Consider the following 25,506-nt stretch of genomic DNA (forward strand, 5'->3'; position numbering starts at 1 on the left):
GGATCGGCCCGGAGACCGCCTAGGCTGCCACGCATGAGCTCCCCCGACGACTTCGCGCCGCCACCGATCCCCGCTCCGACCGCAGATCTGACCAGCGGGCCGCCGCTGCACGACGCGTGCCTGCCGCTGCGCGCCCTGGTCGGCGTGTGGCGCGGCCGCGGCGAAGTGGACTACCCGACGATCGACGGGCCGTACCGGTTCGGCCAGCAGCTCACGATCTCCCACGACGGACGGCCGTTCCTGCGCCACGAGGCGCGCGCCTGGCTGCTCGACGCCGACGGCGCGGTGCTCCGCCCGGCAGCGTGGGAGACGGGCTGGTGGCGCCCGCAGCCCGACGGAACCCTGGAGCTGCTGCTGTCCCACATCACCGGGATCCAGGAGCTGTTCTACGGCCGAGCGGCGGATCAGCGCTGGGAACTGGCCACCGACTCGGTGGTCCGGACCGCGACCGCCAAGGACGTCAGAGCCGCTCGACGCAGCTACGCCCTGACCGAGGACGACGTGCTCGACTACGCCGAACACCGCGAGATGGTCGGCGTGGCCATGACACCGCACGTGTCAGCGCGCCTGCACCGCACCAGCTAGTCACGGCGTCGGCCAGCCGTTCGCGACCCATAAACCGCTGAGTCCCTTGGCTCGTGTTCACAGCAGCGACCCCGACGATCAACGTGCTCAGACCACGGGAGCGGCCGCATGCGCCGCAGGCGCATAACCCACCCACGCCACTTGCACCGCCGCGGGTTCTCAGACGTCGTCTGGCGAGGACAGCCCGTTCGCCGTGTATTGGACATACATCAGAACGGGCTCCCGCAGTCCAGGCGGCGTCTGAGGTTCCGCTACCCGCACCGCCACGCAAAACGAGCCTGGAAACCCTGGAAACGCGCGAGAAGGCCCCGCACCGTAGTGCGAGGCCTTCGTCGTCGGCTACCCGTGACGCGGTTGCGGAACGGGTCGGTTCACCGAACTCAGACGGTGCGGACGCCCGCGGCCTGCGGACCCTTCGGGCCCTGGCTGACCTCGTAGGTGACCTTCTGGTCCTCTTCGAGGGTGCGGAAGCCGCGGGAGTCGATGGCCGAGTAGTGGACGAACACGTCCGGGCCACCGTCGTCCGGAGCGATGAAGCCGAAGCCCTTCTCCGAGTTGAACCACTTCACGGTTCCCTGTGCCATGCTCTTCTCTCCTTCTGGGAGCCGGTACTACATCAGGCAGTCACACTGCGTAACCGCCTGGGTCGCGGATCTCGAACGGCGACTTCTCCAGCTTCAACCAGATAGCAGCACGCCCGCATCACCATCCTGCGAGTGTGCGCGAAACACGACCCCAGAAAAATACGACCGAGGTAGACACTACACGCTTCGACAAGATCGCGCTGCTGTCGATCCGCGAGCGTGTCGCAGCCAACAACGCGGCCCCGCCACCGCTCCTACCTCGGGTTTTCCCCGCACACCCGGGTAGATCGACTTCGCCGCGGACCGCTCGCGCGGGCGACACCGGACGCCGCCTTCAGCTCTCGGCGAAACGAACGTCCCCCGGATGGCCGCAGGAACCCGGCGGGGAAGTTTCACTCGAACCGGGAGGGGTCACCCGCGCCGTGCCGGACGACCTCTGGTTCGGGGCCGGAGAAGTCGACCACCGTGGTCGGCTCGGTGCCGCAGTCGCCGGAGTCGATCACCGCGTCCAGCACGTTGTCCAGCTCGTCCTTGATCTGCCAGCCCTGGGTCATCGGCTCATCCTCGCCCGGCAGCAGCAGGGTGCTGGAGAGCATCGGCTCGCCGAGCTCGGCCAGCAGCGCCTGCACCACCACGTGATCCGGGATGCGCACGCCCACCGTCTTCTTCTTCGGGTGCAGCAGCCGGCGCGGCACCTCCTTGGTGGCCGGCAGGATGAAGGTGTAGCTGCCCGGGGTCGAGGCCTTGATGGCGCGGAAAACCGCGTTGTTGATGACCACGAACTGGCCGAGCTGGGCGAAGTTCTGGCACACCAGCGTGAAGTGGTGCCGGTCGTCGAGGTGCCGGATGGAGCGGATGCGCTCCATGCCGTCCTTGTTGCCCAGCTGCGCGCCGAGGGCGAAGCAGGAGTCGGTCGGGTAGGCGATCAACCCGTCCTCCCGGAGGATGTCCACCACCTGCCCGATGGCGCGCCGCTGCGGGTTGTCCGGATGCACGTCGAAGTACTTCGCCATGGTCAGAGCTTAGATCCTCGCCGCGGGGACCAGCCGCCCGACGGCGGCGGGTGTCAGAGCAGGCCGCGCTTGGCCGCCTGGACGCCGGCCTGGAAGCGGGTCGTGGCGCCGAGCTGGTCGAGCAGGGCCGCGATGCGGCGCACCACCGTCCGCCGGGAGAGGTCGAGGCGGCGGGCGATCGCCTCGTCGGTCGCGCCCGCGGCCATCAGCGTGATGATGCTGCGGTCGCGGTCGGAGAGCTGGTCCTGCTTGCGCTCGGCGGCGACCGGCAGCGCCAGCGTCCACAACGTCTCGAACAGCCCGCACAGCGCGTTGAGCAGGCCCGAGGAGTGCACGACCAGCGCACCTTCCAGGCCGGTGCGGTCGGGTTCGGGGACCAGCAGGGCGATCTCGTCGTCGCCGATGGTCAGCTTCACCGGCAGCTCGGCGAGCAGCCGGACGTGCTCGCCGAGCTCGGCCATCCGGGTCATCGCGGTGAACAGGCCCGGGTCGTCGTAGACGTTCTGGCTGTACACCGTCCGGTAGCGCACTCCGGCGGCCATCCGCCGGGACTGGATCTCCTCCTGCGCGCGGAAGTTCTGCGGCGTGCTCCGGTACGGCGGGCGGTCCAGCCAGCGGACCTGCTCGACAGCGCGCTCCTGCAGCCGGGTGGTGAGCGTGATCAGCCGGGCCGGGTGCCCGACCGGTTCGACGTGCCTGGTCCAGCCCGCGCCGCGCTGCGCCTGGTGGTAGAGGCGGTCGAGTTCCGCGCCCGCCCGCCACAGCTCGCGCCGCCTGGCCTCCTCCGAGCGCAGCGCTGCCGACACCGCCCGCTCCGGCGGGGCCGCCTCCCAGAGCCCGGAGTCCTCGACGACCAGGTCCAGTTCGGCCAGCTCCACCAGCGCCTTGGCCACTTCCGCGGCCGCCAGCCCGGTGTCGCGCACCAGCAGTTCCGGGGACAGGCGTCCCCGGGTGGTGAGCGCGCGGTACACGCGCCCCTGGTCGCTGTCGGCAGCGAGGACGTCGAGCACGTGGACCTTCCAGCGGAGCGGGACGATCTTCGCACGGCAGCCTAGAACGCCTGGTCGAAGGCGGTCAACGAAGCGCCGGGGTGGCGCAGATGCGCGATGGCCCAGGTGAGCCAGCTCGCGGCTATGGCGCTCGGCTGTTCGATCCCGGCAGGATTCGCGTCGAATCCCAACATCAAGTTCGTGCAACGAGTTGCTGATTCACCGACTCATCGGTAACCGCCGGGGGGCTCGTCGTCCAGGAGGCAGGATGTTCTCATCGAAGCTCGCGGCGTCGGCGGCAGCCCTCACGCTGCTGGTCACCGGCGCGGCCGCCGCGCCCGCCACAGCTCTGTCGCCCGCAGCGTCACCAACTCCGGCCGCACCGGTCGTCCGGCCCTCCGGCGAGCACGTGCTCGACGTGGACTACCAGGTCCAGGAGACCGGCTACTGGTGCGGGCCCGCGGCGACGCGGATCGCGCTGTCGGCGCGCGGGATCTACCGCAGCCAGGCAGATCTGGCCGCCGAGCTGGGCACGCACACCGGCGGCACCGACTGGATCGGGCAGGTCACCAGGGTGCTCAGCGGGTACGCGGGCTGGTACGAGACCAAGGAGATGCCGAACGATCCGCCGACGCAGGAGCAGAAGGACCTGCTCTGGAACGACATCGTGGTGGACATCGACAACGGCTACCCGATCGTCGCCAACATCGTCGCACCGCCCGGCAACCAGCCGCCCGGGTACCCGCCGGACCAGACGATCTACCACTACTTCACGGTGATCGGCTACAACGACGTCGACCGCACGGTGCTGATCGCCGACCCGGCGTCCTTCGGCGGCAACCAGATCTACTGGCTGACCTTCGACCAGCTCGCCTCGCTCATCCCGCCGAAGGGCTACAGCGCCTGACCGAGCTCCGGGCCCGGCGGCGCCACTCCCCCAGCGACCGCCGGGCCCGGTACCCACCTCGGTTCCCGGGTCCGGCCGCCTCATCCGCTACGGCTTCGGGCATTCCTTCCACTGGAAGTGGTAGGTGGTTTCGATGTTGCCGTCGGTGGAGTCCATCGACATGAAGCTCGTCTTCGACGGATCCGAGGTGCCCGCGTCCACCCGCAGTTCGGTGTTGATGTTGAAGTTGCGCTGCTCACCGCACGGCTTGTAGACGATCGCGCCGACCTCGGTGGAGTCGGTCACCTGCCAGTTGTCGCTCATCGGACCCGAGAAAGGCGTCTGGAAATAGCTCGTCTCCGGCATTCCCTGGAAGTAGTAGCTCGCCTTCTCCAGCCCGCTCGCACCCGGTTCGAGGTGGGCGAAACCGCGGTAATCGGCGCTGGCGATGCCGTAGGTGAACCCCTGCGGAATGTTGACGATCAGGTTGAGCTGGCAGTTCTTGCGGAAATCGGTGGGATCGGCGTCCCCGCCCACCTTCGCCAGGTAGTCGCTGTAGGTCACGGTGAACGAGGTGTTGTCCGGGGACACCGCGACCGCGGCGGTTCCCGCCCGGCATCCCGAACCGTTCACCGTCGCGACGTCGATGGTGATCTCACCGGTAGGTGGTGGAACGTCGTAGCCGGCCGGAGCGGAAAACGCGGTCATGGCCGTCAGGGCAGCAATCGATAACGCAGCGAACATGACGAACGCCCTTCGTGGGAAGCGAACAGACAAGTTTGCACTGCAGTGAAACTGCGCTGAGATTAGCGGTGAACGCGGTCGGCGCACGCCTCTGAACGGGTTAAACCGCGGTTTCTGCGAAAACTGTTATCCCGCCCCGAAAAACGGGGATCGACGGCCGGATCAGGAGCAGGTGGCGAGCATTTCGCGCAGCGCGCTCTTCTCCTCCTGGGTCACCGTCAGGTCGTAGCCGCGCTTGACCTCGATCCACTTGGTCGCGTAGTCGCACCAGGCCGCCCGCTCCGGCTTCCACTGCGACGGGTCCTGGTCGCCCTTGCTGCGGTTGGAGCTGGCGTCGACCGCGACCAGCTGCGGCAGGTCCATGTCGTTGGCGAACTGCTCGCGGCGCGCGTCGTCCCAGCTCTTGGCACCGCTGCGCCAGGCGTTGGCCAGCGGCACCATGTGGTCGATGTCGATGTCCGAGGCATCGGTCAGCTGCTGGCCGGTGTACTCCGAGACCCAGGTGCCCGACACCGATTCGCAGGAGTTGTTGGTCTTGACGTTCTGCCCGTCGCGGGCGAGCACCGCTTCCCGGGTGTTGCAGTTCTTCCCGGCCTCCGGCTGCGACGTCCAGTGCTTGAAGCGCTCGCGCGAGTAGCCGTCCATCGTGCCCGACGGCGCGACCCGGAGTTGTTCGAGCTGGTCGGCAGCGGCGCCGGTGGGCTGGCTGCCGCGAGCGTCGTCGAGCAGGCCGGACTCGAACACCACCCACATCAGCGCCAGCAGCACAGCCGCCACGATCGACATCCACACCGATTTCTTAGCAACGGCCCCGCTCAAGGTCTTCTCCCGGCTCGATGACGTCTCCGCGATCATTCGATCATCCGGTGCGGTGCGGGTTCACTCCGCCAGCCGGGCAATGTGGCCTGGCACACGGGCGGTACTGCTCCGCCTCTCCGCGATTCACAGCGGTGGTCGCGTCCCGGGCGAACTCGCGTTTCGCGGTTTCTCGTGGCCGGTTTCCGTCGCGTTCCCCTGTTGTGCGGCCGAGCAGCGCCAAGGACTGCTCATGCCTTCTTCGGTTCGATGACCGTGTAGCGGGGGACATAGCGCAGCAGGAGTCCGGCGCCGAGCAGGCCGAGGGCTCCCATGCCCGCGCCGGCCAGGCCGACGCCCAGCAGCGCCGTCATCCCGGAGATGGTGAGCGGGCCGACCGCCTGGCCGAAGTCGGCGGTGAAGCGCCAGGCGCCGAGGAACGGTGCCGGCCCGGGTTGCGGGGCCAGGTCCGCGCCGAGCGTCATCAGGATCCCGCTGCTGGTCCCGTTCGCCAGCGCCAGCAGCACCGCGACGGCTGCGAAGGTGGGCACGTCGGTCACCGCGAACAGCAGGAAGTGCCCGGCGGCCAGGCCGACCATGGAGGGCACCGCGGCCCAGATCCGCCCGAACCGGTCCATGATCTGGCCGGAGGTATAGGACAGCGCGAAGTCGATCCCGCCCGCGACGCCGATGATGACGGCCGTCGTCGACGGCGGGAGCCCGGCGGCGACCGCGACCAGCGGGAGCACGACCATCCGCGACGCGCGCAGGCCGCCGATGAGCGCCGCGCAGGTGCCCATCCGCAGCAGCACAGCCCGGTGCCGAACCAGCGTGCCGACCAGTCCCTGGTGGCCGTGCTCGGTGTTGTCCGCCTCCGCGGTGCCGAGGTCCTTGGTGCACAGCAGCAGGACGACGGTGGCCGCGGCGAAAGCGATGTGCAGCAGGAAGACCGCACGCTCGTCCGGGGTCAGCAGGAGCACGAGCGCGGAGAGGAAGGGGCCGATGAAGTAGCCCGCGCGGAACAGCCCGCCGAGCACGCTCAACGCCCTGGCCCGGTAGCGCAGCGGCACGGTGGTGGTGATGAACGCGTGCCGTGCCAGCGCGAAGACCGCCGTGGCCAGGCCGACCACGAACACGCTCGCGCCGAGCATCCACGGGCTCGTCGAGAAGTAGCAGCCGAGCAGGCCCAGCACCGACACGACCGCGGCGCCGATCATCGCGGTGCGCTCGCCGAGCCGGTGCACGAGAACGCCGCTGGGCACGTCGCCGACCAGCTCGCCGACCATGAGCATCGCGGCGATCAGCCCGAGCACGCCGAGGTTCGCGCCCTGATCAGCGGCGATGAGCGGGATCATCGGGATGATGGCGCCCTCGCCGGTGGCGAACAGCAGGGTCGGCCCGAACGCCGCGAGCGCGACCGTCCTGAGTTCGAAGGGCCGTTCGTCCACCTGCACTCGCCGCACCACTCCTCGCAGAGCACGCCCGGGACCGGGCCGGCTCAGCTTGCCAGACCGCACTCGCGTTCACGGCGAGAGATCGGTCACGGGCAGACCGGTTCCGGGTCCTGGCCGGGCAGGTGGATGGAGCGCTCCTCCGCGGTGAAGTCGCGGTCGATCGACCGGCAGATCCGCGCGGCGAGTTCATCGCGGCCCGGCAGCGCCACGTCCCACAGCCGCGTCGTCCCGTCGAAACCGGCGCTCGCCAGCGTGCGGTTGTCGGGGCTGAACGCCAGCGCCCGCACGATGCCGGAGTGACCGGTGAAGGTGGCGCGCTCCTGGCCGGACACCGACTCCCACAGCCGCACGGTGCCGTCGGCGCCCGCCGTGGCGATGGTCCGCCCGTCCGGGCTGAAGACGACGGCCTGCACCGCTTTCTCGTGGCCCACCAGCGTGTAGCGCGGGCGCATCGAAGCCAGATCCCACAGCCAGGTCGTGTGGTCGCTGCTCGCCGTCGCCAGCGCGCTGCCGTCCGGGCTGAAGGCGACCGAGTCGATTCCGCCCCACTGGCCTTCCAGGACGCCGAGCTCCTGGCCGGTCCCGGCGTCCCACAGCCGCGCGGTCCGGTCGTCGCCCGACGTCGCCACCGTCCGACCGTCCGGGCTGAACGCCACCGATTTCAGGCCCTTCGAATGTCCTTCCAGGACGTGCACCTCTCGCCCGGTGCCCAGATCCCACAACCGCGCGGTGCCGTCGCTGCTCGCCGTCGCCAGCGCGCTGCCGTCCGGGCTGACCGCGGCGGCGGTGACGTCGTCGCGGTGGCCTTCGAAGACGCGCAGCAACCGGCCGGATCCGGTCTCCCACGCCTTGGCCGTCCCGTCGTCGCCGGTGGTGATCAGGTGTTGTCCGCCGGGGCCGAAGGTCACCGCCCACGGGTTGCCGTCGTGGCCTTCGAAGCTGCGCCGCTGCTGCCCGGTGCCCGGGTCCCAGACGCGGACGGAATCGTCGTCGCTCGCCGTGGCCAGTGCCCTCCCGTCGGAGCTGAACGCCACGGACTTCACGCGTTCGTCCTACTCCGCCAGCATCAGGCGGGGCTCTCCGGCGCGCGCCTCCCAGAGCCTGGCCGTGCCGTCCACCGCGGCGGTCGCCAGGGGCGCACCATCAGGGCTGAAGGCCGCCCAGGCCACGGCGCCGTTGTGGCCGGTGAGGGCACGGCGCTGACGTCCGGATTCGACGTCCCACAGCCGGGCGACGCGGTCGTCGTCGGTGGTCACCAGCGTCCTGCCGTCCGGGCTGAAGGCGGTTCGCAGCATGCTGCTGGCGTTGCCGCCGGTGAGGATGTGCAGCTCCTCCCCCGTCCCGACGTCCCACAGCCGGGCGCTGGTGTCGAGGCTGGCGGAGGCCAGGGTCTTGCCGTCGGGGCTGAACTCCATCGAGAAGACGTAGGTGAAGTGACCGGTCAGAGCTGCGCGCTCCTGGCCGGTTTCCAGGTCCCACAGGCGAATCCTGTGGTCGACACCTGCCGCGGCCAGCATCCGCACGTCCGGGCTCAACGCCACGGAGAACACCTCGACGCCGGTGTCCCCGACGAGGGCGCGCTGCCGACCGGTCTCGACGTCCCACAGCTGCGCGGTGCCGTCGTTGTTCGCCGTCACCAGCGTCCGGCCGTCGCCGCTGAACGCGATCTCCAGCGCTCCCCGGCCGTGCACGGTGAAGCTCCGCAGCTGCCGACCGGTTCGGGAGTCCCAGATCCGGGCGGTGCCGTCACCGCTCGATGTCACCACCACCGTGCCGTCACCGCTGAACTCGACGTTGTTCACGGTGCTCTCGTGCCCGCGCAGGAGCGCGCGCTGGCGGCCGGATCCGACGTCCCAGATGCGGGCGGTGCGGTCCTGCCCGGCGGTGGCGAGCACGCTGTTGCCGGGGCTGAACGCCACCGCGTTCACCTCGCCCGCGTGCCCGCGCAGGATGTGGCGCTCCCGCCCGGATCCTGTCTCCCACAACGACGTTCCGCCCTGTTCGCCCGCGGCCGCCAGCAGCCTGCCGTCGGTGCTGTAGGCCAGCGCCTTGGCGTTGCCGCCGTGCAGGTCCAGCCGCTTGCGCAGCGGGGAGTCGGCGAATGCCTGGAGAGCGGGCGAACCTTCCGCGGTGGAGTCGTCGGTCCGGTGCGCTTGTACCGCCAGGAGCGCGGAGAGGTCTGGGGACGTTTCGCGCAGGGCGGCCGACTGCGCGGCCAGTTGGCGGGCCTGGGCCTCGCGCTGCGCGGTACCGGCCAGCTGGGATTGCCAGAGCGCGAGGCCGGTGGCGACGAGCGAGACGACGAGCAGGCCCGCGAGCAGCCTGTTGAGCCGGCGGGTCCGGCGGGCGGTGGCCTGCCAGCTCTGGTGGCTGGCGGTCAGGAACTCGGCGATGTCCGCGGGCAGCGAGCGTTCACCGGCCCAGTCGATGCCTTCCGAAAGCGCCGTCCCGGCGAGGAGATCACCGGGCTGGCCGCTGAGCCGGTGGCGCTGCCGCTGTTCGGCCGCGCGGTGCAACCAGACCTGGAAGCGGTGGTCGTCGGCCACCCAGCGGCGGAGGTCGGGCCAGTCGCGCAGGAGCGCGTCGTGGATGAGCTCCGCCGTCGGTTCCGGTGGCCGCCCGGGACGCGGCGTGCTGCCGGTGGTGATGATCCGGTAGCGGGTGAGCGCGGCCAGCACTTCGTCGACCGCGGTGTCCGCCGGGCCCGCTGCGAGTGCGCGCAGGGTGCTGATGGACAGCTGCCGGCGGGTGGCGGGGATGGCGTGCGCGTCGTCGGCGGGCCGCACGAGTGCGGTCAGCATCCGCCGCGCGACCGTGCGGTGGCGGGCCGGGAGCTGGGCGAGGGCGGTGTTGCACCAAGTGGTCAGCGCACCGGTCACCGCGCCGATCCGCTGGTAGGCGTCGTGGGTGAGCCTCCCGTCCTCACGGCGCTGCCACAGCTGCCGCAGGGCGAGTTCCAGCGGCGGCAGCAGGGTGACCGGTGCTCGCCGGTCGGGGTCGGCCGAGCAGAGGTCGTCGACGATCCGCTCGACCAGCCCGGTCTCGATGCCGATCCCGGCCGCTCGCGCGGGCCCGCCGATGATCTCCAGCAGTTCCGGGACGCGCAGCGCGGCCGGGATGTTCACCAGTCCGGGCGTCGCGGCGGCCAGCAGCTGCGGGAGCATCGCCGCCAGCTGCGGGTAGAAGTCGTCGCGCATCACCAGGAGCACGCTCACCGGAGCGCCGGAACCGATCAGCGCGACGAGCTGCCCGGCGGCGCGATGGCGCAGGTCCGGCGGCTGGGTGAGCAGTTCCTCGAACTGGTCCACGACCAGCAGCAGGCGGTCGCGATCGGCCTCGGCGAGACGGCGATCGGCGCCGGCGAGCTCTCCGCCGCCGGGCAGCCCGGCGCGCTCCAGCTCGGCGGGCAGGTCGGTTCCGGGCCGCACGACCACCGGGAGCCAGCGATCGCTGCCGGGCAGCGCGCCGCGGCTGAGCGCCGGGAGGACTCCGGCCTGCACGAGCGAGGACTTCCCGCCGCCGGACGGCCCCAGCAGCAGCACCGCCCGGCTGCGCCGCAACGCGGCCCGCACCTCGCCCACCGCGTCGTCGCGGCCGCGGAACCACTCGGCGTGCTCGGCGGTGAACGGTTCCAGCCCCAGGTACGGGCAGACCTCGCGCACGGCCAGCTGCGGAACGACTTCCCGCAGGACTTCGGCGGGCGTGGCGTAGGCGATCCCGATCCCCTTGAGGTGCTCGTCGGGCGATGCGATCGCGGTGACCATGCCGATCACCAGCCCGGTCCGCTCGTCCACCACCGGACCGCCGCTGAACCCGCTCGTCAGGTCGTTGGCGCCGGTCAGCTGCAGCAGGCGCCCGGGGAGCGGGTCGGCGGCGGTGCCGTAGCCGAAGTGCCCGTCCGGCGGCGCTTGGGCGGGGAAGCCGAACGAGGACACCGGATGGCCCTGGCAACCGGCGGCGGATCCCAGCGCCAGCACCTCTGCTCCGGGTGGAACACCGGCCAGGTGCAGGACTGCGACGTCGTCGGACTCCGGTGCGCGCCAGCGCTCGGCCACGACTTCGGCGGGGAGCCGCGGTGCGCCGCGCAGGTGCGGGAACACCAGCTCGACCCGCTCACCCGGCCCCGCTCCGACCGCGCGGACCACGTGCGCGCAGGTGACCGCGACGCCGTCCCCGACCAGGAAGCTCGCCCCGGCGACTGCACCGCCGCCGGTCACCACCTGGGCCACCGAAGCGGCCAGCGCCGCACGCCCCGCCCCCGGCTGTGCGTCCATTGTGGTCTCCCGGGCTAGGGCTTCGCGTCGTCCTTCTTCCACAGCACCCGGACCTTCAGGTGCCCGACGCCTTGCCCTGCGTGATGACCGCACCGGCCCGCGCGGAGAGGTCGACCGAGAACTCCACCTCGACCTCGTCGGAACCGGCTTCCCGCAGTTCGTCCAGCACCGCGCGGGCGGTTTCGCGCACCGAGGCCAGCGAGGTGTTGAGGGCGTTGGGGAGCTCGTGCACTCCATCGCGGCCCGCCTTCACCGGACCGCCCGGTTCCGGGGTGGTTTCGATCAGGATCTCCCCGCCGTCGTCCAGGCGCATCCGAGCAAGACCGTCCACGGGCTTCTCCCCACAGCCGAAGCACAGCGGGGTCCGAGTCAAATGGCCGCGAGCCGTGCGCACAACCGCCGAACGCGCGGTTGTCAGATCTGGAGGAGGTCGGCGAGGCGGGCGCGGTTCTGGTCCGGGGTGCCGAGCAGGAGCTCCGAGGCCTTGGCGCGCTTGTAGTACAGGTGCGCGTCGTGCTCCCAGGTGTAGCCGATCCCGCCGTGCAGCTGCACCGCATCGGCCGCGGCCTGGAAGTTGGCCGGTGCGACCAGGACCTGCACGAGCGCCGCGGCGAGCGGGAGCTCCTGCGGGTCGGCGTCGGCCGCCCACGCCGCGTAGCGCACCGCGGCACCGGCTTGCTCCAGCGCGCTGTGCATGTCCGCCAGCCGGTGCTTGACGCCCTGGTAGGACCCGATGGCGCGGCCGAACTGCACCCGGACCTTGGCGTACTCGGCGGTCATCTCCAGCACCTTCGCCATGCCGCCCAGCTGCTCGGCGGACAGCGCCACGGCGGCGAGATCGCGGACGCGGGAGCGCGCCGCGTCCGGATCCGGCGAGGACAGCAGCTCGGCCGGGGCCGCCGCGAAGTCCAGGTTCGCCAGGCGGCGGGTCGGATCCAGCGTCCGCAGCGGGGTTTTCGCGGCGTGCTCGCCGCGCAGCCGGAACCAGCAGGTGCCCTGCCCGGTGTTGGCCTGCACCAGCACGACGCCCGCGATGTCGCCGGAGACCACGCGCTGGGCGCGCCCGTCCAGCACCCACCCGCCGTCGCGCTTCGTCGCGGTGGGCACCGATTCCTGGTCCCAGGCGACCGCCGCGATCAGCTCACCGGAGGCCATCGCGGGCAGCAGCTCCGCCCGGGCCGCCGCGTCGTCGACCTCGAGCAGCACGTCGGTGGCCAGCACCGCGGTGGCCAGGAACGGCACCGGTGCCAGCGCCCGGCCCAGTTCTTCCAGCACCACCGCGCGTTCCACGTGGCCTGCGCCGGAACCGCCGAGCTCTTCGGGCACCACCAGGCCGGTCAGGCCCAGCTCGGTCGACAGCCGCCGCCAGAGCTCGACGTCGTGGCCATCGCCGTCGGCCAGATCCCGGACCCGCTGCGGCGGGGCGTGCTCGGCGAGGAACTTCCGCACCGCGGAGCGCAGTTCCTGCTGCTCCTGGTTCAGCACCAGCTGCATTGCGCGCACTCCTGTTCTCCGGCCTGCTCCCGGTGTCACGGCTTCCGCTGGGTGCCGACCTTCAGCTCGCGGAACGGTACGTCGCGGTCCACCTGGGGTTCCTTGGGCAGCCCGAGGATCCGCTCCCCGATGATGTTGCGCTGCACCTGGTTCGAGCCGCCTGCGATGCTCGACGCCGGAGTGGCGTTGATCGCGATCGCCATCTCCTCGGCCACCGCGTCGCCGTCCTCCCAGGAGGTCAGCGCGGGTCCGGCGATCAGCCCGGCGGTGTCCACCGCTCGCCACAGCAGCTCGGCGCCGGCCAGCTTGGCGACCGAGCCGCGGGCGCCCGGCGGCGAACCGGCTTCGGCTTCCTGCCGCAGCTTGGTGTTGAACAGCGCCAAAGCCCGTTCCCGCGCGTAGATCCCGGCCAGCCGGTCACGAACCACCGGGTCGCCTGCGCGGTCGCGCGCGCGGGCCAGTTCGACCAGGTTGTCGTAGGCCAGCGGATCGCCGCCGCGCCGGACCGATCCGCCGATGGAGACCCGCTCGTGGCCGAGCATGGTGACCGCGGCCAGCCAGCCGCCGCCGACCTCGCCGATCACCGCGTCGGCCGGGATGCGCACGTCGTCGAAGTAGACCTCGTTGAACGGTGCGCGCCCGGTCATGTCCCGCAGCGGGCGGACCGTCACCCCGGGGCTGCGCATGTCCACGATGAACATCGTGATGCCGCGGTGCTTCGGCACGTCGGGATCGGTGCGGGCCAGCAGCGCGCCGAAGTCGGAGAACTGGGCTCCCGAGGTCCACACCTTCTGGCCGTTGATCACCCAGGAGTCGCCGTCGCGCACCGCGCGGGTCTGCAGGCTCGCCACGTCCGAACCGGCCCCCGGCTCGGAGAACAGCTGGCACCAGATCTCGTCGCCGCGCAGCAGCGGCGGCACGTAGCGGGCCTTCTGCTCGTGGCTGCCCAGGTCCAGCAGCGTCGGGCCGCACATGCCCATGCCGACCATGAACGGCGAGCCGGGCAGGTCGTAGTGCGCCGCCTCCTCGTCGTAGGCCTGCTGTTCGGCGGCGGTGAGCCCTTGGCCGCCGTACTCGGAGGGCCAGGTGATGCCGATCAGCCCCGCGTCGTAGGCGGCGGCCTGGAACCGCTTCGCGGCCCGCAGCTGCTCGGCGGGCTCCAGCTCGCCGAGCGGCCCGGGCGCGTTGCGGGCCAGGAAGTCCCGCACCCCGGCTCGGAACGCCGTCCCGCCTCCCCGCGATTCGCGGTGGTGGTCGCGTTCGGGGGTTTGTCGTGGCCGGGCTGCGCCACGTTCCCCTGATGTGCGGTTTCGCGGGACTCGGGACCGTGGCTCAGGGGCGCTCATGCGGTCTTCCTCCGGTTCGGCGGCAACCGATCGGTCAACGCCGACTGTAACCGATCGGATGCGCTCCGAACATCCGCGTTTCCGGGCCTTGCGCCGCGTCGGCGGGCGGACCCGCTGCGGCGACGCAGGAATGACGAAGACCCAACGCGCTCGCCGGCACGCAACTCCTCATCATGTCCACTGTGGACGCACCGGCGTCCGGGCACGTGGAACGCACCGGCCGAGGTTGACCGTTCAGCCGGGCCGACGCAGTATGAGGCACGTCACGCCGCTCTCACCGACGAGGTAGCGATGCCAGCACCCGCGCAGTCCGGCCGAGGCATGACCACCAGCGACCAGCTCGCCCGCCACGCCCGCAAGATCCCCGACGAGATCGCACTGCGCTTCGCGGGCAGCGGCCGCACCTACCGGGAGCTGGACGAGCGCGTCACCAGGCTCGCCAACGCGCTCGCCGACCGCGGCGTGGCCGCGGGCGACCGGATCGCGGTGCTCGGCCGCAACGGGCCGGAGATCGTCGAGTCCTACTTCGCGGCGGCGCGGCTGGGCGCGATCTGCGTGCCGGTCAACTTCCGCCTGGTGGCCGACGAGGTGGCCTACGTGCTGGCCGACAGCGGGGCCCGCGCCGTGATCGTCGACGAGCTCTTCACCGGAGTTCTCGCTAAGGCATCCGATGTGGACGTCCGGCTGGTCGTCGGAGAATCGGGGGACTACGAAGCGGCGCTGGCCGCGGCCTCACCCGTGCACGCCGAGATCGCCGTGGACGAGCAGTCCCCGGCGTTCATCATGTACACCTCCGGCACCACCGGCCGCCCCAAGGGCGCGGTGCTCAGCCACCACAACCTGCTGATGCACACGTTCAGCTCGGCGGTGCACCACGGCATCACCGGCGAGGACAAGGCCTGGCTGGTCGGGGTGCCGCTGTTCCACATCGCCGGGGTGTCTGGGATGCTGCCCTACCTGCTGCAGGGCGGCCGGATCGTGATCGCCGCATCGGGCCGGTTCGACCCGGCCGAAACCGCCGAGCTGCTGGCCCGGGAGCGCATCACCGCCTGCTTCCTGGTGCCCGCGCAGTGGCAGGCGATCTGCGACCTGCCCGACCTCTCCACCTACGACCTCTCCGCGCTGCGGCGGATCACCTGGGGCGCCGCACCTGCCTCGACCACGCTGCTGCGCGCGATGTTCGAGAAGTTCCCCGGCACCGACATCACCACCGCGTTCGGGCAGACCGAGTGCAGCCCGGTGACCACGGTCCTGCGCGGCGAGGACGCGCTGCGCAAGATCGGTTCGGTGGGCACGCCGATGCTCAACGTCGAGGTGCGGATCGTCGACGAGGACATGCGGGACGTGCCGCCGGGCGAGGTCGGCGAGATCGTCTACCGCGGCCCGACCGTGATGCGCGAGTACTGGGGCAAACCCGCCGAGACCGCCGAAGCGTTCCGCGGCGGCTGGTTCCACTCCGGCGACCTGGTGCGCCAGGACGAGGACGGCTACCTCTACGTGGTGGACCGCAAGAAGGACATGATCATCTCCGGCGGCGAGAACATCTACTGCGCCGAGATCGAGGACGTGCTGGCGGCACATCCCAAGATCGCCGAGGTCGCCCTGATCGGCATCCCCGACGAGCGCTGGGGCGAGACGCCGCTGGCGGTCGTCGGACCGCGCGATGCCGCCGACCCGCCGTCGCCCGGCGACATCGCGGACTGGTGCCAGGACCGCCTGGCGGGCTACAAGCGCCCGCGACGGCTCGCCGTCGTCGCCGAGCTCCCGCGCAACCCGAGCGGGAAGGTGCTCAAAACGCAGCTGCGCGCCGACCACGCGGCGGGCCGCCTCACCGTCCAGGAGTGACGAAAACCCGCCCGGTTCAGGTGATTCGGCTCGGCAGCATGCCGCGGCCACCCGCAGCATGGCTGCAGGCGCAGCGCGCAGCGCGCGCACCGCACCCAGCCATCTCGACGGGAGACCGCCCATGACAGCCGTGGACCTGCCCACCACCATCGACGGTGTCATCACCAGGATGGAGGAGATCGACGCCGAGCTCCCCCCGGGCGACGGCATCGCCTGCTTCAACCGCATGTACCTGAAAGTCACCAAGCTGGTGAAGGAGAACGTCACCGAGGGCGCGTTCCAGGACAACGCGTTCCTGGAGCGCATGGACGTCATCTTCGCCGGTCTGTACCTGCGCAACGTCGACGCCGCGAAGGCGGGCCGCCGCGTCGAAGCCTCCTGGGCACCGCTGTTCCAGGCCCGCGACAACCAGGTGATCTGGCCCGTCCAGTTCGCGCTGGCCGGGATGAACGCCCACATCAACCACGACCTGGCCATCGCCGTCGTGGACACCTGCACCGAACGACGCACCACACCCGACACCCCGCCGGTCCACCAGGACTACGAGAAGGTCAACGACCTGCTCGCCAGCGTCGAGGCGGAAGTGCGCGCCGAGTTCGAGGTCCAGATCGTCAAGGTCGCCACCCGCGACGCCGAACTCCTCAAGCACGCGGTGAGCGGCTTCTCCATCTCCACCGCCCGCAAGGCCGCCTGGGCCACGGCCCAGAGCCTGTGGCACGACAAGACGAGCATCAACCCGCTGGCCTACGACAGCCACGAGGCCGCACTCGGCGAAACCGTCGGCGCCGTCGGCCACGGCATCCTGCTGCCCGTCGTGCCCCCGCCGCCGGAGTAGCGGGCGACCAGGATCGGACGATGTCCTCGCCACCAGGACGTGGTGCCGGCCCGGTGGCGAGGAACGCCCGGCGAGATCGGCCAACCGGTGCTGTCGGCGCGGCGCCTGCTCCCGCGCCCGCACCACCCGGTTGCACTGCTCCCAGCTCCCCTCGCTCGCACACCCGTCGGCAGCTCTCGCCGTACGGCTCGACCATGGGCTTTTCCGTCCCGGACGGGGAAAACTCCTCCCCGCCGATCGCCGTCGTCACCCGCCGGACCCGGGCAGGTGCGGTCCTGCATTCCACCAGCAGTCCACTTCGGAGAGCGCGGTCAGCACCGGCCGGTCAGCGTGCTCCGGCGACGGCCGCTCCGGGAGCGGCGGGCAGCACCGCGCCGAGGTATGCAACTAGTTGCATTGCAACTTTGTGCATAGTAGGTTGCCGGTGAGCACCATCAGGAGGCCAGTCATGAGCGTTTTCCGGACCAGGTTCACCGAGGAGTTCGGCGTCGAGCACCCCATCGTGCAAGGCGGTATGCAGTGGGTCGGGCGGGCCGAGCTCGCCGCCGCCGTCGCCGAGTCCGGGGCGCTCGGCATGATCACCGCGCTCACCCAGCCCACGCCCGAGGACCTGGTCAAGGAGATCGCGCGCTGCCGCGAGCTGACCGACAAGCCGTTCGGCGTCAACATCACGATCCTGCCGACCATCACGCCGCCGCCGTACGCGGAGTACCGGCAGGCCATCATCGAGTCGGGCGTCGGGATCGTGGAGACCGCCGGGGCCAACCCCGCCGAGCAGGTCGCCGCCTTCAAACCGGCCGGGGTGAAGGTGCTGCACAAGTGCACCAGCGTCCGCCACGCGCTCAAGGCGCAGCAGCTCGGCGTCGACGCGGTGAGCATCGACGGATTCGAGTGCGCCGGGCACCCGGGCGAGGACGACGTCCCCGGGCTGGTGCTCATCCCCCGCGCCGCCGACGAGCTGAGCATCCCGATCATCGCCTCCGGCGGCTTCGCCGATGCGCGCGGCCTGGTCGCCGCGCTCGCGCTGGGTGCCGATGGCATCAACATGGGCACCAGGTTCATGTGCACCGCCGAGTCGCCGATCCACGACGAGGTCAAGAAGCGCATCGCCGCGGCCAGCGAGCTGGACACCGAGCTGATCTTCCGCCCGCTGCGCAACACCGCCCGCGTGGCCAGCAACTCCGTCAGCCGCGAGGTCGTGGCCCGGCTGGACGACGGCGGCGCGTTCGAGGACGTGCGCGAGCTGGTCGCCGGCGCTCGCGGCAGGCAGGTATACGAGCAGGGCGACACCGAGCTGGGCATCTGGAGCGTCGGCATGGTCCAGGGCCTGATCGACGACGTCCCCGCGGTCGACGAGCTGGTGGGTCGCATCGTGCGCGAAGCAAGCGAGCTCATCCGCGGTCGGCTCGGCACCCTGCTCAGCACGTCCGCGTGAACCGGACCCGCTGAGCGGACCGCCCCCGGGGCCGGCGCGCCGCGGACTATCGTCGGCATCGGCAGTGCCCGCCCGATCTGAGGAGCCTTCGGTGTCGTTGGAGTACGCGATCCTGGTGTCGTTGCAGGAGCGCGCCGGGTCCGGGTACGAGCTGGCCAGGCGGTTCGACAAGTCGATCGGGTTCTTCTGGAGCGCCAGCCACCAGCAGATCTACCGGAGCCTGAAGCGGATGGTGGAGCTCGGCTGGGTGGCCGGTGACGCGGTCGCGCAGGAGAAGCGGCCGGACAAGAAGGTCTACCGGGTCAGCGCCGAGGGCGCCGCCGAGCTGGCCCGCTGGCTCGGCGAACCAGCGGCTCCGGCGACGGCGCGCAACGAGCTGTCGGTGAAGATCCGCGGCGCGTCCTGCGGTGACGTGGGCCAGGTGCTCGAAGAGGTTCGCCGCCACCACCGGCTGCACGCCGAGCGGCTGGCCGTCTACCGGGCGATCGAGCAGCGCGACTTCCCGGAGCCCGAGCGGCTGTCCGGCCGGTCCCGGCACCAGTTCCTGGTGCTGCGCGGCGGAATCCGCACCGAGCAGTCGATGGTGGACTGGTGCGAGGAAGTGATCAGCGCTCTCGAGGACGAGATCTGACCCGATCCGGGTCCGGCTCCCACCGCACCGCGCTAACCTCTCGATCATCGGCTCGACGAATGAGGTGGCGCATGGGGTTCCGGGATCCGGCGGACGCCGAGAGCTTCTTCGCCGCCTACGACGCCGCGTTCGCGCGGTGGCCGGTTCCGCTCGAAGCGCGCGACCTGCGCTCGGCCTGGGGAACCACTCGCGTCCACCTCTGCGGGAACCCGGGCGGAACGCCGCTGGTGCTGCTGCCCGGCGGCGGTGCGACCTCGGCGATCTGGGCGGCCAACGTCGAAGCGCTCGGCCGGACGCACCGCATCCACGCCGTCGACCTGCTCGGCGAAGCCGGCCGCAGCGTCGTCGGCGGCGAACCGGTGCGCGATCTGGACGGCCTGATGTCCTGGCTGGACGATGTGTTCGACCAGCTCGGCCTGGAAACCGCGGACCTGTGCGGGCATTCCTACGGAGCCTGGATCGCGCTGCACCACGCCGTTCGCTCGACGCGCGTGCGCCGCCTCGCGCTGCTGGACCCGACGGCCTGCTTCACCAGGTGGAACCCGCGCTACCTGCTGCGCGCCCTGCCGACGCTGCTGCGCCCGGATCCGCGCCGGACGCGCGACTTCCTGCGGTGGGAAACCGCAGGCGCCGAGATCGACGCCGACCAGCTGGAGCTGCTGGCCCGCGCGGCGACGTTCCAGCGCGCGAAGGTGATCACGGGCCCGAAGCCCGAACCCACCCGCCTGGCGGTGCCGACGCTCGTCGTGGGCGCCGCGAAGTCCAAGGCGCACGACGTCGACCGCCTGATCGCGGAGGCGAACCGCGCGGTCCCCGACGTCCGGACCGAGGTGCTCGCCGATGTCGGTCACCACGCGATTCCCGGTTGCCGCGCCGATCACCTCAACGCCCTGCTGGCCGACTTCCTGGCCGGATGAGCGAGGGGGCGCCCGCGATCGGCATCGCGGGCGCCCCTTCGCTGGGTGTTGTCACCAGATCTCGGCGACCCACTCCGGGTGGTCGATGAACGGGTTCCGGTTGTGCTGGAACTGGTCGAAGATCACCTGGTTGCGGCGCTCCTCGCCGGCGTCCACCGGATCCTGCTCGTGCCACTGCTTGAGCACCGACACGCGGCCCATGAACGGCTGCTTGCCGTTCTCGACCTCGTCGTTGACCTCCAGATCGGGGGCACCGTCGGTGCCCTCGTAGCGCACCGCCATGTAGAAGATCATCCGGGCGACGTCGCCCTTGACCTCGTCGCGGGGCTCCCAGGAGTCGGCGTCGGTGAAGTTGCCGGGCGCCTCGCCGACCTCTTCACCGCCCATGTCGAAGTCCTTGCTGCCGCGCTCGGAGTTCACCGAGACGTCGGTCGGACGCAGGTGGTGCACGTCGGTGCCCGGGCCGGGCGCGGTGCCGAAGTCGCCGTGCGACTTGGCCCAGACGTGCTCGCGGTTCCACTGGTCGGGGTCACCGCCGTTGCTGTCCTTGCTCTGCGACCGGCCGGTGTAGAGCAGGACGACGTTGCTGGAGTTGTTCGGGTCCTCGTCGGTGACCTTCAGCGCGTCCCACACCTGGTCGTAGGACAACGTGGTGGTACCGGTGCTGATGATCCCGTTCAGCGCGGTCTTGAGCTCCTCGCCGGTCTTGCCCTGCGCGTCCTGGTAGTAGTCCTCGGCGGTGGACGCGCCCGCCGCCGGGAACGGGATCGCCACCAGGGCGACACCGAGTAACAGGGATAACGGCTTCCATCGGGTGGTTTTCATCGTGTGGTCCTCTCCCCGTGTGCAACCGGGGGGAAGCGTGCCATACCGACGATCACCATTGGGTGAACCAATTGGGGGAGCTCGGTGTCGGACAGTGATCACGCGGACGAACGGCGGATTGCGCCGATTCCGCCGAACGCCGCGCCAACTGGGAAAACGACCGGACTCGGGCCGTCACGCGCGGTCCCGGCGCGATCACCAAATGGAAACAACGGGAACGTCCGATGCCGGTAGTAGTGCCGTCAACGGGAAGTCCAGCGCCGCACCGCAATTGGTGGAGAACTGTGAATGCGGCCGACAAATCGGACATTCCCATTGATCACGCGCGGTGACCGCTGACGTGAGCGCGCATCCCGTGCGCTCCGAACAGGATGAGGAGTTCGACCGCGCCGCCGTCGGCGCTGCCCAGCCAGTGCGGCGAGGAGGTGTCGAACTCGGCGGCCTCGCCCGGTGGCAACGTCAGGTCGCGCTCGCCGACCACGAGCCGCAAGCGGCCGTTGAGCACGTAGAGCCATTCGAAGCCGTCGTGGGTCTGCGGCGTGGGTTCGAGCGGTTCACCGCGGGCGGGGATGATCATCTTGAACGCCTGCACGCCGCCCGGTCGCCGGGACAGCGGGATGAAGGTCATCCCGAACCGGTGGATCGGCTTGAGGTGGATGCGCGGATCACCGGTGCGCGGGGCGCCGACGAGGTCGTCCAGCGGCACGTCGTAGGTGCGGGCCAGCGGCAGCAGCAGTTCGAGCGTCGCCTTGCGCAGCCCGCTCTCCAACCGGGACAGCGTGCTCTCCGATATGCCCGTCCTCGTCGCGAGATCGGCGAGGGTGATCCCCCTGCCGCGGCGCAGCGCGCGCAGCCTCGGCCCCACCGCGTCGAGCACGTCCTCGGTCACCGGGTCCACGCGATCATCTTGCCGGAACGGCAAGATCTCGTGCCGAGCGGTCACGAGCCCGGCAAGACTCCGGCGCATGAACACCACCGACGCGGCCGCGTTCTGGGACGAAGTCCACGCGGCCCGGACACCGGCCACCGACCCGGAACCGAACGCCCGGCTCACCGAGGCGGTCGCGGACCTGCCGGTCGGCGACGCCCTGGACCTCGGGTGCGGTGACGGCGGCGATGCGCTGTGGCTGGCGCGGCGGGGCTGGCGCGTCACCGCAGCCGACATCTCGTCCGTCGCCGTCGAGCGGCTGGCGGATCTCGCCCGCTCGCACGGCCTGGCCGAGCGGATCACCGCCGAGCGCCACGACCTGCAGGAGTCCTTCCCGCGAGGCCGGTTCGACCTCGTCTGCGCCCACTACCTGCAAACCCCGGCAGAGCTGGACCGGGCAGGCGTCCTGCGCGCGGCCGCGCAGGCGCTGCGCCCGGGCGGGCGACTGCTGGTCGTCGACCACGGTTCGGCCGCGCCGTGGTCGTGGAACCAGGACCCCGACATCCATTACCCGAGCGCGCGGGAGGTCGCCGCGGGGATCGGCCTGGACCTGACCGGGTGGGTGATCGACCGCGCCGAGGCACCGCGCCGCATCGCGACCGGCCCCGGCGGGCGCACCGCCGAGGTCGTCGACCACGTCCTGCTCATCCGCCGCACCACCTGACCGGACTCACCCGGGAGACGGTGGGTTTCGCATTGCGCACGCCTCGGGCGATGGCGGTCGGGTTCGGGTGCGCACATCCCGGCCCGCCTCGGGGTCGCCGTTCTGGTTCACGACGAACAAGGAGCACTGCTTTGCCCAGCACGACGCGTCGCGACACCCCGCCGCCCCGGACCGGCAGCGGCGAAGCCGAAGTCCTGCGCGGATTCCTCGACTACCTCCGGGATTCGGTCGCCGGGAAGCTCGACGGCGTGCCCGAACCGCGGGTGCGCACCGCCGGGGTGCCGTCGGGCACGAACCTGCTCGGCCTGCTCACCCACCTGACCGCCGTCGAGCGCTCGACGTTCCTCGGCGACCGCGTCGCCGACTGGCAGGCGACCTTCCGGGCCGCAGCCGGGGAGAGCGCGGCCGACGTCCTCGCCCGCTACCGGGAAGCGGTCCGGCTGGCGAACGAGGTTCTCGACGGGTGCACCGATCTCGGCGCGCCCGTACCGCGCCCGGGATCCGACCTCCCGGCTCCCAGCATCCGCTGGGCGCTGACGCACATGATCGAGGAGACCGGCCGCCACGCGGGACACGCCGACATCCTCCGCGAACTCGTCGACGGCGCCACCGGGCGCTGATGGTCACAGCGCCGCCAGCTGCGGTGCGACCTCCGCGGCGAACAGGTCGAGCGATTCGGCGACCAGCGGGTGGGGCATGCCGCCGATCTGCGGGCCGAAGATCATCAGGTCGTGGCCGTAGCGCTCGCGGTAGGTGCCGACCTTGTCCACGATCTCCTGCGGGCTCCCCGCGAACAGCCCGCCCTCGGCGATGTTGCGCTCCAGCGACGCCCCCACCGGCTCGTCCCCGACGCCGCCGCGGTCGCGGGTCGGATCGCGATCGGTCCACTGCGCCTCGTAGTAGGGCCGCAGCACGTCGCGGGCCTGCTGGGAGGTCTTGGCCGCGAAAAGCATGCCGCCCGACCCGACTCTGGCCTGCGCCGGATCGCGCCCGTGCAGCTCCCACTGCTGCCGGTAGTGGTCGACGAGCCTGCCGTAGTTCTCCATCGGCTGGATCGCGTTGGCGACGAAGATCGGATCTCCGTTGCGCGCCGCGAGTTCCGGCGAGGCCAGGCTGGTCGCCACCCCGTGCCACACCGGCGGCGGCGCCTGCAGCGGTCGCGGCAGGCTGGTGACGCCGTCCAGGGAGCGGAACCTGCCGCGGAAGGTGACGTCCTCCTCCCGCCACAACCGGCGCAGGATCTCGTAGTGCTCGGCCTGCAACTCCCACTGCTGAGCGCGGTCGTAGCCGAACATGGTGTAGGGATCGGCGGAATTGCCCTTGCCGACGATCAGTTCCAGCCTGCCGTGCGAGAGGTGGTCCAGCGTGGCGTAGTCCTCGGCCACCCGCAGCGGATCGAGCGTGCTCAGCAGGGTGACGGTGGTGATCAGCCGGATGCGGCTGGTGCGGGCCGCGATGGCCGCCAGCACCACCGGCGGCGCGGTCGCCACGGTCCGGCCCGCGTGGTGCTCGCCGAAGCCGAAGTAGTCCAGGCCGGCCTCTTCGGCCAGCTCCGCCAGCCGCACGACGTCGTCGAAGTGCCTCGTGGCCGACGCCGTCGCGCCGGTGACCGGATCCGGCTGCGTGCTGCCCAGGCTGAGGATGCCCAACTGCACGACCGCGCACCTCCTCCGCGACCCGGAGGCCGCGCTCACGTGTCGGTGAAGTCCACTGAGGACGGATGCGGATCCGTTGCGGTCAGCGGTGATCCGCGGCTCGGACGAGCGCGATCCGCACGGCACCGATACTCGGACCGCCGGAACCGGGTGTCAACGCGTCCCATGACGTGGAAACCACCGGCGCCGGTCTCAGCGCCCGGTGCCGACCCGGTGATCGGGGGCCAGATCTCCCGCACGGGTGAGCAGGGCTTCCGGCAGCTGCGCGGGTTCCAAGCCGTAGCGGTCGTCGTAGGCGGTGATCACTTCGGCTTCCAGGTCCGCCAGCCGCAGGCCGGGCGATTCGTCCACCACCGACCCGACGGAATCGTCGTCGAAGGGCAGGTCCAGCAGCCGGTAGACCTCGGTGAGCAGCGGGCGCAGCACCTCGGTGTGGTCGAAGATCACCACGGCGCTGAACAGCCACGCACCGCGCACCAGTCGCTGGGCGGTGCCGACCAGCTTCACCCTCCCCCGCGCGTTCACGCTGTGCGCGCCGGGACAGTACTCGCCCGGCACCGCGCCGATCTGCGCTTCGACGCCGTGCTTGCGCAGGACGTCGGCCCACAGCTCGGCGTAGCCGGTGAACCGGTCCTCCATCCCGGACAGGTAACCGGGATCGGGCCCGACGTGGTCGACCACCAGCGAGCGTTCGGTGTAGGCCACCGCCCGGCCGCCGGGCGCCCGCACGACCGGCGTGAATCCGGCCTCGCGCACGGCGCGGACGGCGTCCGGGAAGCCGGGCAGCAGGGTGTCCCGGCGGCCGAACGCCACGACGCGCCCGCTCGGCCGGTAGATCCGCACACCGGCGCCGGTCTCGCCATCGCTCACCCGGCGCAGCATCGCGTGCGCGACCGCGACCTCCAAGGCCTGGTCCGAATCCACCCCGAGCGCACCGCGATAAAGCTCCACGAGCCGATCCTAATCGGCCGCGCGCACGGAGTTCTCAAGTGCTGCCGAGGTCTCAGCGCACCCGCATCGGCACCTCGCCGCCGTTCCTGGCCCGCGGCACCACCGGTGCGACCAGCTCCTCGACCAGGTCGAGCGCCTCGGTCACCCCGCCCACCACGTGGCACAGATCGGTGCGGCGGACGAAACCGCGCTCGGCCAGGCCGTCGACCAGCGCCAGGAACGGGCCCCAGTCGCCCACCACGTCGATCAGCACCAGCGGACCGACGTCCAGTCCCAGCGCGGCCATCGAGAGCACCTCGACCACCTCGTCGATCGTGCCGTACCCGCCGGGCAGGGCGATGAACGCGTCCGATCCGTCGATCATCCGCCGCTTGCGGTCGAGCAGGTCTCGGGTCAGCACCAGCTCCTGGCTGGGCAGCTCATCGCTCATCTCCCTGGCCCGCAGGAACTCCGGGACAACACCGAGGATCTCACCGCCTTCTGCGGCGGCTCCGCGGGCGACGGCCCCCATCACCCCGATGCCGCCCGCGCCGTAGACCAAGCGGTGGCCGCGCTCGGCGAGCAGTCGCCCGAGCTCGTGGCCGAGCTGGAGGTAGCGCGGGGAGTTCCCGGTGGACGCGCCGCAGAAGATCCCGACCGACAGCTTCGCCATTTCG

Annotated in this window: 25 protein-coding genes; 9 read left to right on the forward strand and 16 right to left on the reverse strand. The window is 71.1% G+C overall.

The window, feature by feature from the left end; all coding sequences use genetic code 11:
* Window positions 1-33: 33 nt before the first annotated feature.
* Window positions 34-585: a heme-binding beta-barrel domain-containing protein gene (locus C4T78_RS07195; protein ID WP_093356550.1), complete on the forward strand. Its 552-nt coding sequence runs from the start codon at window positions 34-36 to the stop codon at window positions 583-585.
* A gap of 380 nt (window positions 586-965) precedes the next feature.
* On the opposite strand, the gene C4T78_RS07200 is transcribed toward C4T78_RS07195, so the two are convergent.
* From C4T78_RS07200 to C4T78_RS07210, 3 genes are all read right to left on the reverse strand, one after another.
* Window positions 966-1,169 (reverse strand): cold-shock protein, encoded by a 204-nt coding sequence (locus C4T78_RS07200; protein WP_093145828.1) that lies wholly within the window; start codon window positions 1,167-1,169, stop codon window positions 966-968.
* A gap of 392 nt (window positions 1,170-1,561) precedes the next feature.
* Window positions 1,562-2,182 (reverse strand): L-threonylcarbamoyladenylate synthase, encoded by a 621-nt coding sequence (locus C4T78_RS07205; protein WP_093356549.1) that lies wholly within the window; start codon window positions 2,180-2,182, stop codon window positions 1,562-1,564.
* Window positions 2,183-2,235: 53 nt separating this feature from the next.
* On the reverse strand, window positions 2,236-3,192 hold the full coding sequence (locus C4T78_RS07210; protein WP_093356548.1) for a helix-turn-helix transcriptional regulator: 957 nt from the start codon (window positions 3,190-3,192) through the stop codon (window positions 2,236-2,238).
* Between the two features lie 247 nt (window positions 3,193-3,439).
* On the opposite strand from C4T78_RS07210, the gene C4T78_RS07215 reads away from it, so the two are divergent.
* Complete coding sequence (locus C4T78_RS07215; protein ID WP_093356546.1) at window positions 3,440-4,078, forward strand: C39 family peptidase; 639 nt, start codon at window positions 3,440-3,442, stop codon at window positions 4,076-4,078.
* 87 nt (window positions 4,079-4,165) lie between these two features.
* Here the strand turns inward: C4T78_RS07215 and C4T78_RS07220 are convergent, their stop codons facing one another.
* From C4T78_RS07220 to C4T78_RS07255, 8 genes are all read right to left on the reverse strand, one after another.
* On the reverse strand, window positions 4,166-4,765 hold the full coding sequence (locus tag C4T78_RS07220; RefSeq protein WP_374703862.1) for a DUF4360 domain-containing protein: 600 nt from the start codon (window positions 4,763-4,765) through the stop codon (window positions 4,166-4,168).
* A 198-nt stretch (window positions 4,766-4,963) separates the two neighbouring features.
* Complete coding sequence (locus tag C4T78_RS07225; protein ID WP_177247724.1) at window positions 4,964-5,587, reverse strand: HNH endonuclease family protein; 624 nt, start codon at window positions 5,585-5,587, stop codon at window positions 4,964-4,966.
* A 260-nt stretch (window positions 5,588-5,847) separates the two neighbouring features.
* A complete protein-coding gene (locus C4T78_RS07230; RefSeq protein WP_218161684.1) occupies window positions 5,848-7,059 on the reverse strand; it encodes an MFS transporter in 1,212 nt (403 codons plus the stop codon).
* Window positions 7,060-7,136: 77 nt separating this feature from the next.
* On the reverse strand, window positions 7,137-8,093 hold the full coding sequence (locus tag C4T78_RS07235) for a WD40 repeat domain-containing protein (protein WP_093356540.1): 957 nt from the start codon (window positions 8,091-8,093) through the stop codon (window positions 7,137-7,139).
* 9 nt (window positions 8,094-8,102) lie between these two features.
* On the reverse strand, window positions 8,103-11,324 hold the full coding sequence (locus tag C4T78_RS07240; RefSeq protein ID WP_093356539.1) for an nSTAND1 domain-containing NTPase: 3,222 nt from the start codon (window positions 11,322-11,324) through the stop codon (window positions 8,103-8,105).
* A 55-nt stretch (window positions 11,325-11,379) separates the two neighbouring features.
* The gene (locus tag C4T78_RS07245) at window positions 11,380-11,655 is read right to left on the reverse strand and encodes a CU044_2847 family protein (protein ID WP_218161683.1); all 276 of its coding nucleotides are present in this window, start codon (window positions 11,653-11,655) and stop codon (window positions 11,380-11,382) included.
* Window positions 11,656-11,738: 83 nt separating this feature from the next.
* Window positions 11,739-12,818, reverse strand: a complete 1,080-nt coding sequence (locus C4T78_RS07250; protein ID WP_093356538.1) for an acyl-CoA dehydrogenase family protein — start codon at window positions 12,816-12,818, stop codon at window positions 11,739-11,741.
* 35 nt (window positions 12,819-12,853) lie between these two features.
* Window positions 12,854-14,164 carry an acyl-CoA dehydrogenase family protein gene (locus C4T78_RS07255; RefSeq protein ID WP_093356536.1) on the reverse strand — a complete coding sequence of 437 codons (1,311 nt, stop codon included), beginning with the start codon at window positions 14,162-14,164 and terminating at the stop codon, window positions 12,854-12,856.
* Window positions 14,165-14,455: 291 nt separating this feature from the next.
* Here C4T78_RS07255 and C4T78_RS07260 point away from each other — a divergent pair, with 291 nt between their 5' ends.
* From C4T78_RS07260 to C4T78_RS07280, 5 genes are all read left to right on the forward strand, one after another.
* Window positions 14,456-16,009 (forward strand): long-chain-fatty-acid--CoA ligase, encoded by a 1,554-nt coding sequence (locus C4T78_RS07260; protein ID WP_235863741.1) that lies wholly within the window; start codon window positions 14,456-14,458, stop codon window positions 16,007-16,009.
* A 121-nt stretch (window positions 16,010-16,130) separates the two neighbouring features.
* Window positions 16,131-16,844 (forward strand): DUF5995 family protein, encoded by a 714-nt coding sequence (locus C4T78_RS07265; protein WP_093356532.1) that lies wholly within the window; start codon window positions 16,131-16,133, stop codon window positions 16,842-16,844.
* A gap of 448 nt (window positions 16,845-17,292) precedes the next feature.
* A complete protein-coding gene (locus tag C4T78_RS07270; protein WP_093356531.1) occupies window positions 17,293-18,279 on the forward strand; it encodes an NAD(P)H-dependent flavin oxidoreductase in 987 nt (328 codons plus the stop codon).
* 91 nt (window positions 18,280-18,370) lie between these two features.
* A complete protein-coding gene (locus tag C4T78_RS07275) occupies window positions 18,371-18,910 on the forward strand; it encodes a PadR family transcriptional regulator (protein ID WP_093356529.1) in 540 nt (179 codons plus the stop codon).
* A 71-nt stretch (window positions 18,911-18,981) separates the two neighbouring features.
* A complete protein-coding gene (locus C4T78_RS07280; protein WP_093356528.1) occupies window positions 18,982-19,827 on the forward strand; it encodes an alpha/beta fold hydrolase in 846 nt (281 codons plus the stop codon).
* 51 nt (window positions 19,828-19,878) lie between these two features.
* On the opposite strand, the gene C4T78_RS07285 is transcribed toward C4T78_RS07280, so the two are convergent.
* Together C4T78_RS07285 and C4T78_RS07290 are read right to left on the reverse strand one after the other, a co-directional pair.
* Window positions 19,879-20,652 carry an endonuclease I family protein gene (locus tag C4T78_RS07285; RefSeq protein ID WP_093356527.1) on the reverse strand — a complete coding sequence of 258 codons (774 nt, stop codon included), beginning with the start codon at window positions 20,650-20,652 and terminating at the stop codon, window positions 19,879-19,881.
* A 319-nt stretch (window positions 20,653-20,971) separates the two neighbouring features.
* Window positions 20,972-21,550: a helix-turn-helix domain-containing protein gene (locus C4T78_RS07290; protein ID WP_218161682.1), complete on the reverse strand. Its 579-nt coding sequence runs from the start codon at window positions 21,548-21,550 to the stop codon at window positions 20,972-20,974.
* Window positions 21,551-21,617: 67 nt separating this feature from the next.
* On the opposite strand from C4T78_RS07290, the gene C4T78_RS07295 reads away from it, so the two are divergent.
* Complete coding sequence (locus tag C4T78_RS07295) at window positions 21,618-22,244, forward strand: class I SAM-dependent methyltransferase (RefSeq protein ID WP_093356526.1); 627 nt, start codon at window positions 21,618-21,620, stop codon at window positions 22,242-22,244.
* A 131-nt stretch (window positions 22,245-22,375) separates the two neighbouring features.
* Window positions 22,376-22,864, forward strand: coding sequence for a DinB family protein (locus C4T78_RS07300; RefSeq protein WP_218161681.1), 489 nt, complete (start codon window positions 22,376-22,378; stop codon window positions 22,862-22,864).
* Window positions 22,865-22,867: 3 nt separating this feature from the next.
* Here the strand turns inward: C4T78_RS07300 and C4T78_RS07305 are convergent, their stop codons facing one another.
* From C4T78_RS07305 to C4T78_RS07315, 3 genes are all read right to left on the reverse strand, one after another.
* Window positions 22,868-23,899, reverse strand: a complete 1,032-nt coding sequence (locus tag C4T78_RS07305; RefSeq protein WP_093356523.1) for an LLM class flavin-dependent oxidoreductase — start codon at window positions 23,897-23,899, stop codon at window positions 22,868-22,870.
* A 192-nt stretch (window positions 23,900-24,091) separates the two neighbouring features.
* Window positions 24,092-24,850: a lipoate--protein ligase family protein gene (locus C4T78_RS07310; RefSeq protein WP_093356522.1), complete on the reverse strand. Its 759-nt coding sequence runs from the start codon at window positions 24,848-24,850 to the stop codon at window positions 24,092-24,094.
* Between the two features lie 52 nt (window positions 24,851-24,902).
* Window positions 24,903-25,502 (reverse strand): LOG family protein, encoded by a 600-nt coding sequence (locus C4T78_RS07315; RefSeq protein WP_093356520.1) that lies wholly within the window; start codon window positions 25,500-25,502, stop codon window positions 24,903-24,905.
* Window positions 25,503-25,506 lie beyond the last annotated feature (4 nt).

The sequence above is a fragment of the Saccharopolyspora kobensis genome (assembly GCF_900108315.1).
GTDB classification, from domain to species: Bacteria; Actinomycetota; Actinomycetes; order Mycobacteriales; family Pseudonocardiaceae; genus Saccharopolyspora; species Saccharopolyspora kobensis.

Bases quoted from the DNA above. Each gene is read 5' to 3' on its own strand.
- C4T78_RS07260 (WP_235863741.1), top strand. From the start codon at position 14,456: ATGCCAGCACCCGCGCAGTCCGGCCGAGGCATGACCACCAGCGACCAG.
- C4T78_RS07205 (WP_093356549.1), bottom strand. From the start codon at position 2,182: ATGGCGAAGTACTTCGACGTGCATCCGGACAACCCGCAGCGGCGCGCC.
- C4T78_RS07250 (WP_093356538.1), bottom strand. From the start codon at position 12,818: ATGCAGCTGGTGCTGAACCAGGAGCAGCAGGAACTGCGCTCCGCGGTG.
- C4T78_RS07225 (WP_177247724.1), bottom strand. From the start codon at position 5,587: ATGTCGATCGTGGCGGCTGTGCTGCTGGCGCTGATGTGGGTGGTGTTC.
- C4T78_RS07315 (WP_093356520.1), bottom strand. From the start codon at position 25,502: ATGGCGAAGCTGTCGGTCGGGATCTTCTGCGGCGCGTCCACCGGGAAC.
- C4T78_RS07195 (WP_093356550.1), top strand. From the start codon at position 34: ATGAGCTCCCCCGACGACTTCGCGCCGCCACCGATCCCCGCTCCGACC.
- C4T78_RS07220 (WP_374703862.1), bottom strand. From the start codon at position 4,765: ATGACCGCGTTTTCCGCTCCGGCCGGCTACGACGTTCCACCACCTACC.
- C4T78_RS07295 (WP_093356526.1), top strand. From the start codon at position 21,618: ATGAACACCACCGACGCGGCCGCGTTCTGGGACGAAGTCCACGCGGCC.
- C4T78_RS07200 (WP_093145828.1), bottom strand. From the start codon at position 1,169: ATGGCACAGGGAACCGTGAAGTGGTTCAACTCGGAGAAGGGCTTCGGC.
- C4T78_RS07280 (WP_093356528.1), top strand. From the start codon at position 18,982: ATGGGGTTCCGGGATCCGGCGGACGCCGAGAGCTTCTTCGCCGCCTAC.
- C4T78_RS07285 (WP_093356527.1), bottom strand. From the start codon at position 20,652: ATGAAAACCACCCGATGGAAGCCGTTATCCCTGTTACTCGGTGTCGCC.
- C4T78_RS07265 (WP_093356532.1), top strand. From the start codon at position 16,131: ATGACAGCCGTGGACCTGCCCACCACCATCGACGGTGTCATCACCAGG.
- C4T78_RS07270 (WP_093356531.1), top strand. From the start codon at position 17,293: ATGAGCGTTTTCCGGACCAGGTTCACCGAGGAGTTCGGCGTCGAGCAC.
- C4T78_RS07240 (WP_093356539.1), bottom strand. From the start codon at position 11,324: ATGGACGCACAGCCGGGGGCGGGGCGTGCGGCGCTGGCCGCTTCGGTG.
- C4T78_RS07215 (WP_093356546.1), top strand. From the start codon at position 3,440: ATGTTCTCATCGAAGCTCGCGGCGTCGGCGGCAGCCCTCACGCTGCTG.
- C4T78_RS07255 (WP_093356536.1), bottom strand. From the start codon at position 14,164: ATGAGCGCCCCTGAGCCACGGTCCCGAGTCCCGCGAAACCGCACATCA.